Annotated in this window: 13 protein-coding genes; 7 read left to right on the forward strand and 6 right to left on the reverse strand. The window is 40.0% G+C overall.

The features are described 5' to 3' along the window. Positions 1 to 49 precede the first annotated feature (49 nt). From CCE82_RS06590 to CCE82_RS06615, 6 genes are all read left to right on the forward strand, one after another. Positions 50 to 1,030: a LacI family DNA-binding transcriptional regulator gene (locus tag CCE82_RS06590; protein WP_086428620.1), complete on the forward strand. Its 981-nt coding sequence runs from the start codon at positions 50 to 52 to the stop codon at positions 1,028 to 1,030. 171 nt (positions 1,031 to 1,201) lie between these two features. Then, on the forward strand, positions 1,202 to 2,278 hold the full coding sequence (locus CCE82_RS06595) for a Gfo/Idh/MocA family protein (protein WP_086428621.1): 1,077 nt from the start codon (positions 1,202 to 1,204) through the stop codon (positions 2,276 to 2,278). Positions 2,279 to 2,299: 21 nt separating this feature from the next. Beyond that, positions 2,300 to 3,340: a Gfo/Idh/MocA family protein gene (locus CCE82_RS06600; protein ID WP_086428622.1), complete on the forward strand. Its 1,041-nt coding sequence runs from the start codon at positions 2,300 to 2,302 to the stop codon at positions 3,338 to 3,340. A gap of 15 nt (positions 3,341 to 3,355) precedes the next feature. After that, the gene (locus CCE82_RS06605; RefSeq protein ID WP_086428623.1) at positions 3,356 to 4,324 is read left to right on the forward strand and encodes a sugar phosphate isomerase/epimerase family protein; all 969 of its coding nucleotides are present in this window, start codon (positions 3,356 to 3,358) and stop codon (positions 4,322 to 4,324) included. A 34-nt stretch (positions 4,325 to 4,358) separates the two neighbouring features. Then, entirely contained in the window at positions 4,359 to 6,017 is a 1,659-nt protein-coding gene (locus tag CCE82_RS06610) for a glycoside hydrolase family 13 protein (RefSeq protein ID WP_086428624.1), read from the forward strand. A gap of 652 nt (positions 6,018 to 6,669) precedes the next feature. Next, a complete protein-coding gene (locus CCE82_RS06615; protein ID WP_086428625.1) occupies positions 6,670 to 7,041 on the forward strand; it encodes a hypothetical protein in 372 nt (123 codons plus the stop codon). Positions 7,042 to 7,437: 396 nt separating this feature from the next. On the opposite strand, the gene CCE82_RS06620 is transcribed toward CCE82_RS06615, so the two are convergent. From CCE82_RS06620 to CCE82_RS06645, 6 genes are all read right to left on the reverse strand, one after another. Beyond that, positions 7,438 to 8,277, reverse strand: coding sequence for a sugar ABC transporter permease (locus CCE82_RS06620; protein WP_086428626.1), 840 nt, complete (start codon positions 8,275 to 8,277; stop codon positions 7,438 to 7,440). 1 nt (position 8,278) lies between these two features. Further along, on the reverse strand, positions 8,279 to 9,547 hold the full coding sequence (locus CCE82_RS06625; protein ID WP_086428627.1) for a sugar ABC transporter permease: 1,269 nt from the start codon (positions 9,545 to 9,547) through the stop codon (positions 8,279 to 8,281). Positions 9,548 to 9,561: 14 nt separating this feature from the next. Continuing rightward, a complete protein-coding gene (locus tag CCE82_RS06630) occupies positions 9,562 to 10,821 on the reverse strand; it encodes an extracellular solute-binding protein (protein WP_086428628.1) in 1,260 nt (419 codons plus the stop codon). A 12-nt stretch (positions 10,822 to 10,833) separates the two neighbouring features. Then, complete coding sequence (locus CCE82_RS06635; RefSeq protein WP_086428629.1) at positions 10,834 to 11,931, reverse strand: ABC transporter ATP-binding protein; 1,098 nt, start codon at positions 11,929 to 11,931, stop codon at positions 10,834 to 10,836. Positions 11,932 to 12,331: 400 nt separating this feature from the next. Further along, on the reverse strand, positions 12,332 to 13,504 hold the full coding sequence (locus CCE82_RS06640) for a cation:proton antiporter (protein WP_086428630.1): 1,173 nt from the start codon (positions 13,502 to 13,504) through the stop codon (positions 12,332 to 12,334). 5 nt (positions 13,505 to 13,509) lie between these two features. Then, complete coding sequence (locus tag CCE82_RS06645) at positions 13,510 to 13,995, reverse strand: cation:proton antiporter regulatory subunit (RefSeq protein ID WP_086428631.1); 486 nt, start codon at positions 13,993 to 13,995, stop codon at positions 13,510 to 13,512. Positions 13,996 to 14,144: 149 nt separating this feature from the next. Here CCE82_RS06645 and CCE82_RS06650 point away from each other — a divergent pair, with 149 nt between their 5' ends. Then, positions 14,145 to 14,588: a (4Fe-4S)-binding protein gene (locus CCE82_RS06650; RefSeq protein WP_086428632.1), complete on the forward strand. Its 444-nt coding sequence runs from the start codon at positions 14,145 to 14,147 to the stop codon at positions 14,586 to 14,588. Positions 14,589 to 14,596: the final 8 nt, after the last annotated feature.

The following is a 14,596-nucleotide window of genomic DNA, read 5'->3' on the forward strand; positions in this document are numbered from 1 at the left end:
TTTTTTGTGTTATATTTAATTTATATGAAGACATAAAAGGGGAAGGACTATGGTAAGTGTAAAGGATGTCGCAAAGTTAGCAAATGTATCGACGGCAACAGTTTCACGGGTGCTTAGTAATACAGGAAAGGTCAAGCCTAAAAATCAACAACGTGTATTAGAAGCAGCAAAAGCACTCGGCTATCATCCGAATAATATTGGTAGACAACTGCGTAAAATGGAAACAATGACGATTCTGGTTGTCGTACCGGATATTACGAATTCATTTTTCTCAGCGATATTAAGAAACATTGAAAATATTGCACGTGAGCACGGTTATGAAGTGATTCTTGGAGATACCCAAAATCAACAAGGTGATACTTATTTTTCTTATTTATATGAAAAGAAAGTCGATGGCATGATTGTACTCACGTCCTATCTTGACCTTGAAAATTTGGAAAAAGTCAGTGCGCAGTATCCCCTTGTGCTCGCTTGTGAACAAATTAAAGAGATTGATGTGCCTTCTGTCTCAATCAATCATATTGAAGCATCTGCATTAATGACGCGGCATTTAATAGAAGCTGGACATACGAAAGTGGGACATATTGCAGGGCCATTAGATGGAATTTTAGGGCAATACCGGTTGCAAGGTTTTCGTGAAGAGATGGCAAGACATCGTTTGTCGGTGCGTGAAGATTGGATTATAGAAGGTGATTTTTCTTTAGAGTCAGGTTATCGCATTGGCAAACAGTTACTTGAACAAGAAGAGATGCCGACTGCGCTATTTGTCGCTAATGATGAGATGGCGATTGGCATTATGAAGGTACTCAAACAGCATGGCAAACGTGTGCCGGAAGATATGGCGATTGTTGGATTTGATAATATTATTTTGTCAGAAATTGTCGATCCAGGTTTAACGACATATGCACAACCCGCTACTGAAATCGGTATTCGTGCAATGGAAAAATTGTTAGTGCTATTAAAAGGAGAAGATTTAAAAGAGCGTGATACGTTACTTGAAGGTGAATTGTTAATACGTCAATCTACTTAAAGTATGACAAATCTATCTCATGATATCGTGAAATAAGTTGATGCATCCTGTGTGAATCCGTTTACAATAGGGTGCATTTTTGTTATATTTTAAAATGTAATCGATTACAAAATAAAGAGGATTAATCGTACAAAAGTGACGGCAATATCATCAAAGATAGGAGTGTATGGTATGGGGATTAAAGTAGGGATTATCGGCTGTGGCGGTATCGCGAATGGTAAACATTTGCCGAGTCTTGCAAAAATCAAGGAAGTTGAATTAGTTGCTTTTTGTGATATTGACATTGAAAAGGCACAAACCGCAGCAGAAGTGTATGGAACGCCGGATGCAAAAGTTTATCAAGATTATCAAGCATTACTCAAAGATCAATCGATTGATGTGGTGCACATTTGTACACCGAACTATCTACATTGCGAAATGACGGTTCATGCACTTGAAGCGAACAAGCATGTCATGTGTGAAAAACCGATGGCCAAAACAACAGCGGAAGCTCAGCAAATGTTAGATACGGCGAAACGTACAGGTAAGAAATTGACCATTGGCTATCAGAATCGTTTTCGACCAGACAGTCAATTTTTGCATCAAGCGACTGAGCGCGGAGATTTGGGAGAGATTTATTTTGGCAAAGCGCATGCCATTCGACGTCGTGCTGTACCGAATTGGGGTGTCTTTTTAGATGAAGAGGCTCAAGGCGGTGGTCCATTAATTGATATTGGTACGCATGCGTTAGATCTCACACTGTGGATGATGAATAATTATGAACCTGCATCTGTCATGGGGTCGACGTTCCATCAATTGAGTCAACAAGAAAATGCCGCGAATGCTTGGGGACCATGGAATCCGAAAGACTTTACAGTAGAAGATTCAGCTTTCGGATTTATTAAAATGAAAAATGGCGCCACAATTATTTTAGAATCTGCTTGGGCGCTCAATTCTTTAGATGTAGATGAAGCGAAATGCTCGTTATCGGGAACAAAAGGCGGTGCGGATATGAAAGACGGTTTGCGCATCCACGGCGAAGAGTTTGGCACATTGTATACGAAACAGATCGAGCTGGACAATAAAGGTGTCGACTTTTATGAAGGAGAGACAGTGGATGAGGCATTAGAAGAAGCAAAGGCGTGGATCGACTGCATTCAAAATGATACACCGCCTCGTGTAAAACCAGAAGAAGCACTCGTGGTCACACAAATATTAGAAGCGATTTATAAGTCAGCGAAAACAGGACAAGCTGTTTATTTTGATTAATATCACAAAGGAGACATCACGATGAAACCGTTAAAAATAGGTGTCATTGGCACTGGAGGTATTGCAAGAGATCGCCATATTCCACTCATTATAGCGCATGAACGTGCGGAACTTGCCGGGGTGTACGATGTGAACGAGACACTTGCGAGAGAAGTTGCGTCACAGTTTGACATTGCTTACGTCGCACCGACTTTAGAAGCATTATTGGAACAAGCAGATGCGGTGGTCATTTGTACACCGAATCAATTTCATGCTGAACTGACGATAGCAGCGCTTAACGCAGGGGTTCATGTGCTATGCGAAAAACCAATGGCGATGACGGCAACAGAATGCGATGCGATGATTGAAGTAGCAAACCGAAATGCACGAATTTTAACCATAGCTTACCATTATCGTTTTACTGACGTAGCGCAAGCTGCCAAAATAGCCGTCGAGCAGGGTGCGGTCGGTGTGCCGGTAGTCTCCCGGGTACAGGCGTTGCGTCGTCGTAAAGTGCCGGGATGGGGTGTGTTTACAAATAAAGCGCTGCAAGGTGGCGGTTGCTTAATCGACTATGGTTGTCATGTGCTTGACCTCGTATTATGGCTGCTAGATGACGTGAAACCCACAGAAGTTTCAGGACGTACATACAATGCTTTAAGTCGCCAACCACAACAATTGAACGAATGGGGAACGTTTGACCATACGACCTTTGATGTGGAAGACCATGCGACCAGTTATGTGACGTTTGAAAATGGTGCCAGTATGCAATTTGAATGCTCGTGGGCAGCGAATATTCATAGTGACAAGTTAGAAGTGAGCCTCTCCGGTGATGCAGGCGGGCTCCAGTTGTTCCCATTTGAAGTGTATGAACCACGACCAGACGGATATCATATTTTTGAACAAGATGTCACTTTAAACGAAGATGTTGCGGCAATGCGTCAAATGGACCATTTTATTAAAAGTTGCTTTGGTGAGGTCGCACCATTAGTTAAACCAGAAGAGGCAAGACGCGTCACACAATTGATTGATGCCATATATCAAAGTGATAGAGAACGTCAAAGTGTAGAAATCAAAGGATAGGAAGGTGTGTTCAATATGAAGTTAGGTGTATTTTCAGTATTATTTTATGATCGTGATTTTGAGCAAATGTTAGATGCTGTGGCCGCAGCAGGTCTCGATATGATTGAAGTAGGGACGGGTGGCAATCCTGGTGATAAATTTTGTAATCTTGATGAATTGTTAGCAGATGAAAGTAAGCGACAAACATTTATGGACAAAATCCAACAGCGCGGATTAGAGATTAGTGCTTTTAGTTGTCATAATAATCCCATTTCACCGGATAAAGAGGAAGCAAAAGAAGCGGATGACACTTTGCGCAAAACGATTCAACTCGCGGCGCTACTCGGTGTACCTGTCGTCAACACGTTTTCAGGTATTGCAGGTTCAGACGACAGTGCAAAATATCCAAACTGGCCGGTGACACCTTGGCCGACAGCGTACTCTGAAATTTATGACTATCAATGGAATCAAAAGCTTATTCCGTATTGGCAAGATTTAGCTGCATTTGCGAAAGCCCATGATGTCAAAATTGCGATTGAACTTCATGCAGGTTTTCTTGTGCATACACCTTATACGCTTTTGAAATTACGAGAAGCAACGAATGAATACATAGGGGCTAACCTTGACCCGAGCCATTTATGGTGGCAAGGCATTGACCCTGTCGCAGCGATTCGTATTTTAGGTCAAGCAAATGCGATTCATCATTTCCATGCGAAAGACACGTATATTAATCAAGATAATGTGAATATGTACGGCTTAACAGACATGCAACCGTATCAACAAGTCGCAACACGGGCTTGGACATTCCGCACAGTGGGCTATGGTCATAGTCCTTATGAATGGGGAGAAATGATTAGTCAGTTAAGAATTCATGGCTACGATTATGTGCTCAGTATCGAACATGAAGACCCAATTATGTCAGTAGAAGAAGGGTTTCATAAAGCAGTTGAAAATTTAAAATCTGTCAATATTTATGATCAAGCGCCTGATATGTGGTGGGCTTAATCATCACAACATGAGAAGTTAAGGAGGTCTCAAAATGAGCGAAATAACAGCCAGACAATGGTGGAAAGAAGCGGTGGCGTACCAAGTATATCCCCGCAGTTTTAATGATTCAAATGGGGATGGAATGGGTGACTTAAGAGGCCTCATAGAAAAGTTGGATTATTTACAGGAACTCGGTATTGATGTCATTTGGCTGAGTCCAATGTTTCCTTCACCTAATGCAGATAACGGCTATGATATTAGTGATTATCAAGCCATTAGTGAAACATATGGGACAATGGCAGATTTTGATGAATTACTTGAAAAAGTGCATGCACGCGGGATGAAATTGATTTTGGACCTTGTGGTGAACCATACATCAGATGAGCATCCATGGTTTATCGAGTCTCAGCAAAGTCGTAACAACCCGAAGCGTGATTGGTACATTTGGCGTGATCCGGCAGCAGATGGTTCAGAACCGAATAACTGGGAGAGCATTTTTAATGGTTCGACATGGAAGTATGACGAGGCGACGAATCAATATTATTTCCATTTATTTAGTGAGAAACAACCGGATTTGAACTGGGAAAATCCAGAAGTCCGCAATGAAATATTTAACATGATGAACTGGTGGTTTGACAAAGGAATTGATGGTTTTCGCGTCGATGCCATTACGCATATTAAGAAATCATTTGAAGCGGGCAACCTCCCAGTACCAGAAGGTCAACAGTATGCGCCTGCGTTTGACGTAGCAATGAATCAACCGGGAATTTTAACTTGGTTACGTGAAATGAAAGATAAATCTCTGTCGCAGTATGACATTATGACAGTCGGTGAAGCAAACGGAGTAAATCCGGATGATGCTGAAAATTGGGTCGGTAGTGACAAAGGTGTCTTTAATATGATTTTCCAATTCGAACATCTCGGGCTATGGGATAACATGGCGTCACGTCTTGATATTAAAGCGTATAAACAAGTGCTCAATCGTTGGCAAAAACAGTTGGAAAATAAAGGGTGGAATGCGCTGTTTATTGAAAACCATGACCAACCGCGCCGTGTGTCGACATGGGGAGATGATCAACAGTATTGGTATGTATCAGCGACCAGTCATGCGCTCGTCTATTTTTTACAACAAGGCACACCGTTCATCTATCAAGGTCAGGAAATTGGCATGACGAACTATCCGTTTACCGATATTGAACAATTCGATGATGTATCAGTCAAAAATGAATATCGGATTGTGCAAGAAGCGGGTGGCGATGTTGATGCATTACTTGAAAAATTGAGAATGGATAGTCGGGATAACTCAAGAACACCGATGCAATGGGATGCGAGTGACAATGCAGGTTTTACGACTGGGACACCCTGGTTTCCGGTGAATCCAAATTATGTGGACATCAATGTGGCCCAACAAGAACAAGATCCAAAATCGATTTTAAACTTTTATAAAGATCTCATTCGTTTGAAAAAATCTGATGACATCTATACGTATGGACAATTTGATTTAGTCGATGCAGATAATGCACAGTTGTTTGCTTATACACGTCGTTTGAATGGTCGCACTGTAGTCATCATCGGCAATTTATCGGATGAGGTAGCCACTTTGAATACAGATCTGAAGTTAAATGAAGGAGAAGTGTTACTCCATAATGATGAAGGTACGGTTGACTTTAACGCCATTCGTCCTTATGAAGCATGTGTCGTTGCACTTTAACATATTAAATGATACTGAGGAGATGAGACATAAAAATTTTTGATGCTATGGATGCAGTATTTGTTTAACTTGCCCTTTCGCTATGAAGGATGTTTTTGATTGCCCTCATGGCTTCGCGTTCCTAGAGCTGATCCTTCGACTCACTAACGCTTGATTAAACTGTTACATTTGTTGATGTGTTAGTGGATTCTGGGAGCAGTACAGAAATCTCATGTGCAACAAAGATTTCGTAGTACTGCCCCCGCAAGGCTGACTAGACTTCTCAAAAGTGATCGCATTGAGAAGTCAGACAGCTACTGCGATAAACAGCAACCATGATTAAACATTAGAACTCGCATTAAGCCCTTGTATTATCCCTCAGGAGTCTCAGCCTTTAGGAAATCTACTCCAAATACAGGAAACAGAGGGCAAGTATCTGATATGAAGACAATCCATATCATCAAATTTTCATGTCCAGTTCACCCTCGTTTTTCGACGATGTTATCACCAATAATGGATATCAATCTGTCAATTGACATAGGTTGGGAAAGTGAATTTCCTAGCCTTTTTTTTCATACATGATCGCTTAGAAAGTTTAAATAAGATGACTCGGTGTTAAGTGTATACTGGGAATATTCATGATGGGCGAAGTAAATTTAATGAGGTGAGTATGATGTTAAAAGATAAAGAAAGTTTTAGGCTGTTATACCAAGCTATTAGTGAAATAGCAGATCGAATTGGAGATAACCAGTTAGAAACGGTTTCCGTGAGTTTATTATTACTAGATTTTGATTTTGAACATGAAACTTTCGATAAGCTCCTTTTAGCATTATTGAAGTATTTGGATAAAGTAGGTTTAGATCATATCAAGCATAAAGAAATTTTAGATTTGATAGATCACACGATTCCAGAAGATAGAGAAATGAGTCTTTTTGTGAAAAATAAACTGATCATTGGTTTTGCTAATCATTATATTCCGGAGTTACAAGGATTAGCCAATGAGATTAAGTCAGATATGGCGTCTTCAATGGTGAAAGACCTTTAGTCACGTCACAAAATGGATTGATTACAATTAAGTTTTCAAATCTGTTCTGATAATAAATGATAGTTATAATATTGGAACATATAGTGAACTTAAGCACTGTAAGGATAAAAATTACGATACTTATCGTTTTCTTTGTTCATAAGTATGCCTTCATTGATACCCTCCTTTTGAGATACAATTGCTAAAATGGGCGAGACTCCTGAGGGATCAGCTGGGCCGGAAAATCCAATTCGGCTTCTATCTCATGTATGTTTCAATCAAGCCGAATTTAGTTGAAGGGCCAGCCCCTTGGAACGCGAGCCCATGATGGCAATTGTGAAATTTGTAAAGAGGTATCAATGAAGGCATTTTGATTAAAATATATTCAGTCAAACAATTATTATACGCTTTATACTTTTAGCCTTTTGTTGCGCCAGCTGTTAAACCTGAAACTAAATACTTTTGTAAGAATAAGAACACGATTGAGATAGGCAATGCAATCATAATCGCGCCAGCTGCAAAGACAGTGAAATTATTCGCGTACTGATGATTAATAAAGTTAAACAATCCGACTGCCAACGTATATTTCTCAGGGCTACGTAAGAGGATTTTCGGTAAAATGAAGTCCATGAACGGCCCCATAAAATTAAATAATGCAACGACTGCTAAAATCGGTTTTGCGAGTGGTAACATAATTTGAATAAAAATACGCATATGGCCCGCACCGTCAATTTTTGCAGATTCATCGAGCTCTTTCGGTATCGTATCGAAATAACCTTTAACAAGGAAGGCATTCATTGGAATCGAACCACCGATGTATACCAGTGTTAAGCCGAGTAAAGAATCGAGTAGACCGATAGTGTTGAGTAAGATATAGATCGCAACCATCGCCATAAGGACAGGGAACATTTGTAAGATGAGAAATGTGATTAACCCGTATTTTCGTCCTACAAAACGATATCTAGAAAATGCATAAGCTGTCAGTGTAACAAAAATCACACTAAATAATGCATTAGCCGAAGCGACGAGCAAAGTGTTTTTATACCATGTTAAATATTGGCTGTTTTCATCTGTCAATAAATAGATGTAATTGGCAAAAGTCGCATTGTCTGGAATCATCTTAGCGCCGTAAAGTGTCGTGCCCGGATTGAGCGAGATGCCGAACGTCCAAAGTAATGGATATAAAATGATGACAAACATGAAAGCGATAAAGCCATAGATACCTATTGCTTTCCAAACTTTTTTCTTTTGGTTCATATTAAATCCCTCCCTCGTCTTTGAATGTGCTTGTACGTCTAAATTGTAAAAATGCGATAATTGCGACGATAAAGCCTATAATGAGTGATACGACCGCACCCATGTTAAAGTTATTGAATTCGAAAGTTAAGCTGTATACCCAAGAAATTAAGATGTCGGTACTGCCTGCGTTTTGCCCTGGTACAGGCGGTCCACCTTCATTAAAGAGGTAAATTAAGTTAAAGTTATTAAAGTTTCCAGCATATTGCATAATGAGTAATGGTGCAGTTGCAAATAGAACATGTGGCAACGTAATATGACGGAACTTTTGCCAACTTGATGCGCCATCGATATCTGCAGCTTCATACCAGTCTGGCGAAATACTTTGTAATACACCAGTGAACAGGGCGAATACAAATGGGAAGCCGAGCCATGTTTGAATTGCGATTAAAGCCACTTTTGTCCAAAACGGATCATTTAACCAAGCAGGTGCGACGCCTAATAATGGTTGTAAAATGGTATTGTTAATGGCACCGAATTCGTCGTTGAATAAGGCTGCGAAAATTAAGATTGTTACGAATGCCGGAACTGCCCACGGTAAAATTAACACCGTACGAATAAGACGTTTGAACTTCACGAGTGGGTGATTCACAATAATGGCCAAAAAGAGCCCTAAAGCAATTTGTAATGTCGTTGCGACGAGTGTCCACACGATCGTCCATGTGATAACACTAAAAAATGTGTGACGCCAAACGTCGATAGTGAATAACGTTTTAAAGTTATCAAAACCGACCCATTCTAATGTATGACGCGGAGGTGCATTGTATAAGTTGTAATTCGTAAATGCGACCGCACCCATAAACAATAATGGGAAGACAACGATAAATACGAGCAAAAACATACCAGGTGAAATGAGTAAATATGGAAATGTCTTATCCCACGCTGCAATGCGACGTGCTTTCGGGTCTTTGATTTCTTCGCCACGATTAAAACGTTCGGCTGTGCGATAAGCGTCGATCATGTTCACAATATAAAGTGTGAGCGCAAATGCAATGAGTAATAGTGAAATAATACCTTGTGCTAATAGGACACGTGAATCATCTAACTTCGGAATGGTCCCTAATGTGAAGAGTCCCCAAAAGCCAATGTTAAAAAATTGGTAGAACACAGAAATAAAGCTGATGAAAAAGATAATGCAACATAAGCCTTTCACGATTTGTCTATTATAGAATTGTCCAAGTCCAGGAATGATAGAGAGCATTGCGGCTAATTTAGCATTTCGTTGATTCATAGGGCGACTCCTTTCTATTCGTTATCGTTCGGTTGAAGTATTTTAATGTTTTGTTGAATATCTCGATTGGCGTCTTCCAATGCTTGTTTAGGATCTTGACCTTCTGAAATGAACGTACTTGCATTGGCCATTGGCGTCCACACTTGTCTCATTTCAGGAATGTTTGGCATGGGTTCAGCATTTTTAGCTTGTTCTTCAAAAGCTTTTAAGTTTGGATTAGACGATTTGACATCGAGACGGCCTGTAATTTCATTGCGCTCATCTGTATATTTTTGAAGTGTATCTCGACTTGTTAAATACAACATTAAATCTTTCGCCCAATATTTAGACTGACTATACTCCGATAAATACCAACCTCGTACACCGAGATACGGTCTCATCTTCATACCGTTATCAGACGGCAATGTTGTCACCCCTAGGTCATCACCTAATGTTTGTTGAAATTCTGTAAGGTTCCACGGTCCTGTCACAAACTGGCCGACTTGCCCATCTTTAAATAAACCAATCATAATGTTATGATTCGCTGCTTTCGGTAAGTAACCTTTTTCATACCATTTTTGCAGACGTTTACCATTTTTAATGACTTGTGGATCATTGATGCCGGTTTGATGTACATCATACTTATCGCCAGTTTTCTTGAATACATAGTTATTGCTGTTAAACATGAATGGATAGTTAAAATACGGATCACGACCATCAAATAAAAAGCCATATTGATGATCATCAGGTTTGTTAATACGGTCGGCATTGGCTTCAACTTCTTGAATCGTTTTAGGCGCCGTTTTAACATATTTTTTGTTATAGAGTAATGCTGTTGACTCAACGATAGACGGTAAAGCAAGTTGTTTGTTGTCGTAATTGAGTGCACGTAAAGCTTGCTTGTTAAAGCCTTTCAATTGTTCATCCGTAAAGTCCAGTTCGGCAGCGAGCCCTTGTAGATACGCACTACCTGTATTGTCATGTGCTAAGAAAAAGAGATCAGGCCCTTTACCAGCCGGCGCATCTAATGATAAATTTTCGAGCTGATCATTTTGTGCGACATTCACGAGACGGACTTTAATCCCGGTCTTTTTCGTATATTCTGCAGTAATTTTTTTGTAAAAAGCCATTTGTGCATCCCCATCGACCCACATTGTGAGCTGTTCAGGCTTTTCTTTTGAGTTATCACGGTTTAATGCTGCTTCAATGTCTTTTTGTGAACGGTTAGGACCACAAGCCGATAAGACGAAAAGCACAGTGATAACTAAGAGTGCTGCTTTTAACATCTTGTTCATGCGTATCCCCCCTTATACGATGCGTTTTCCATTTTCTGGGTTAAAGAAGTGACATTTATTCATATCAAATGCGAGTGTCAATGTTTCGCCAGCTGATACTTTTGTACGTGCGTCGAGTTTAGCAATGATTTCATGTTGCTCAAATTGAGAATGCACCATAATTTCAGAACCTAATAATTCAGAAACAATGACTTTAGATTCGAAAGCCGTTTCTGGTGACGCTTGAATAAAAATAGGTTCTTCATGAATATCTTCAGGACGGATGCCGAGTGTCACGGTTTGGTTTTCAAAGCCTTTCTCTTTTAGCTTTTCAAACTTTTTATGTGCTAATTTGAATAGTTTTGTGCCGACTTGAATCCCTTTTGCAGTCACTGTGACATCTATCATGTTCATGGCAGGTGAGCCGATAAATTGTGCGACGAAAATATTGTCAGGTGCATCATAAATTTCACGTGGCGTACCGATTTGCATAATGTGACCATCTTTCAATACGACGATACGTGTCGCCATTGTCAAAGCTTCCGTTTGATCATGAGTCACATAAATTGTCGTTGTGTTCAGGCGGTGGTGGAGTTTTAAAATTTCTGTACGCATTTGAACACGTAATTTGGCGTCTAGGTTGGATAACGGTTCATCCATTAAAAAGACTTTCGCATCACGAACAATGGCGCGACCCAATGCAACACGTTGACGTTGGCCACCAGAAAGTGCTTTTGGTTTACGACTCAAGTAATCTGTAAGCCCTAAAATTTCTGCTGCTTCATTCACACGTTTGTCGATTTCAGCTTTGTCGAACTTGCGTAATTTGAGCCCGAACGCCATATTTTCATAAACGGTCATATGTGGATAAAGCGCATAGTTTTGGAACACCATCGCAATGTCCCGGTTTTTAGGTTCGACATCATTCATACGTTGACCATCAATATAAAAATCTCCCCCTGTAATTGATTCGAGCCCTGCAATCATACGTAATGTCGTTGACTTACCACAACCAGATGGTCCTACAAAAACGATGAACTCCTTATCGGAAATGTCGAGATTAAAATCTTTAACGACAGTGTTGTTGTTATCGTAAACCTTTTTGACATGTGACAATTTTAACTCAGGCATAGAAATCCCTCCCATGAAGATTGAATTTTGTAATCGTTTACAAATAGTTTATATTCCCGTTTTGCTCCTGTCAATTTAAATTTGAAAACGATTACATTTTTGTGATGGGTTTTGCAGATTGTGAACTAAAGGCTCGCGTTATTAAGATGGGAGGAAAAGAATATTAAAATGTAAAAGGTATTGAGGTGAAGAAGGCATAAAAATTTGCCCTCATGGAGTCCCGGTTTTGAGATCAGGTTGCGAAAATGGACGAGACGTTTGAGGGGATAGACGTCGCCGGATTGAGTTGAGGCAAGTCCCCTAAGTCATTGCGTCCATGATGGCAAGTGTGACATTCAAAAGGATTATCAATGAGGGCAATTTTATTAAAATATTCAAGTTTTTAAATGATTAAGACAGGTTATAATTTACCTGGAAGGGTTGCTTTTTTCTGCTTTTTAAATACACGTTTTGCAATTTTCGGTGCGAATTGGAACAGTGTGACACCGATAATAGCGGAGATGAGTATAAATATCCCGCTCAATGTTTTGATTTGGGTCGAGGCGAATCCTGCGATAATCATTGAAAATTCACCGCGCTGTGTGAAGGACAATCCTGCCCTTAATGCAGGGACATTGTTGAGCCCAAATTGTTTGCCCCCCACATAGCCGACAATGAGTTTAGATAGGACTGACCAGATGACCAGTACGATTAAAACGTTGACCATTGAAATACCGGAAGTCAGTTCAATCGATAGCCCGAAGTTAATAAAGAAAATCGGCATTAAGAGGTCACGTAAATTACGTACGGTTTGTTGCAACATGGCAGTTTTACGGATTTCAGCTAACATAATGCCGGCTAAAAAGGCACCAAATACTTCTGAAAGACCGAGCTGAATCGCAATCCCTGCATAAGTTAAACTGATACCGACCATAAATAAAATAAAGAAATCTTCATTCACATATTTTTCGACAAAGGTACCGAGCTTTCTGAATATCAATTGTCCGATGAGAATCGCCCCAGCGAGCAATAAAATAATCTTGACGAATACGAGTGATAAGCTTGTTGCGGTTAGTGCTTGACTCATAAATAGACTAGCAATAATTGTCACGAGTAATGGAGAAACAATATCCTCAAAAACGAGTAAGCCGAGGATGAAGTTAGAATCTTTGGTTGTCATTCGATTGTTTTTCTCCAGGAGTTTAACGGTAATCGATGAACTTGTCGCATAAACGACGCCCCCTAATAACAAGGCAATCTCAATAGGTTGTTTCATAATAAGCAGTAATACAACAGTGACACCGAATGATAAGAAGAGGTCTAATAATCCAGCTTTATAAATGTTTAATGCGAGTTTTTTGAGTTGATTGACAGGGAATTCCATACCGAGCATGAAAAACATCAACACAATACCCACTTCTGCAGCAAACTCTAATATTTCAGAATGGCTCACAAAGAATGCGAGCCCAATCCCGATGAGTAAAAAGATGATAATATCAGGTGCTGAAATGCGATTGGCAAGATAAGCGCAAATAAATAGTAGGAAAATTAAGAGCCCACTGAGTAGGATCTCAGACACGTTAGAAAAGTCCATAAGCGTTACCCTTGTGGTCGGCAAGCTGCTTCAAATTCTGAAACTGCATCGTTGTACCCAATAACGAGTAAGATATCCCCTTCATGTATCAGCTCGCTTGAGTCAGGTTTTGGAATAATATCTGAACCACGACTAATGCCGACGATGTTCACACCATCCGGTACACGGTGTTCAGCTTGTTCAATGTTAATACCTTTTAATGGAGAAAGTTGTCCGACTTTGATCCAGTCTACGAGCATTTGTTTACGCAACAGTGTAAAACGTTCGAAAGCTTGTTTTTCCATTGTATCGTGGTTGACATCCATTAACTTTAAGGCAATTTCGCGTGCTTCACTTTCATTCAATCCAATGTTCGCGATGACGTCTTCATCATCGTCAGTGATGTAGATTTCTCGCTTACCATTATAATGTAAAATCACGTGCACAATTTCGTTGTTAGCGGTAGTAAGACTGTACTTTGTCCCTACACCTGGAATGATTTGTCCTTCCATGTTAAAGCCTCCTTGTAGAAAAAGGTTGTTTACTTTACTCTTTTGAAACTTTATGAGTATAATATTTATACTGATATGATTAGATTATAGACGTTAATGTATTAATGGTCAAACTCATCTATTACAGTATTGAGAATGGAGTGGGGAACATGGCAAAGCAGTATACGGGCGAAAAAATTAATGTTTATTTCGAGCCTAAACGCTGCGTACATGCGACGGAATGCGTACGTGGTTTAGGCAAAGTATTTGATGTGGATAAAAGACCTTGGGTACAACCTGACAACGCGCCTGTGGAGGACGTGATTAAGGTGGTTGAACGATGTCCGAGTGGTGCGTTAACGTATGAACTCCCATCAAATGAACGAGAAACACATGCTGAAACGAGAGTCACTTATGGGGATGACGGTGAGATTTTTATTTATGGTGACTTTGATTTAGTACACAACGGTGAAGTGATGCATTTAAATCGTGCCATCCTAACAAGTGACGAATCAAATACGGACAATCCGCCGTTTTATAGTAAAAGTTTCAGCGGTCAAGGCGACAAGGAACAATTTTACAAACAAATTCAAGATGAAGAAATCGAAAAGTAAAAGGAGGC

This window comes from Staphylococcus cornubiensis (assembly GCF_900183575.1).
In the GTDB taxonomy this organism is placed as follows: domain Bacteria; phylum Bacillota; class Bacilli; order Staphylococcales; family Staphylococcaceae; genus Staphylococcus; species Staphylococcus cornubiensis.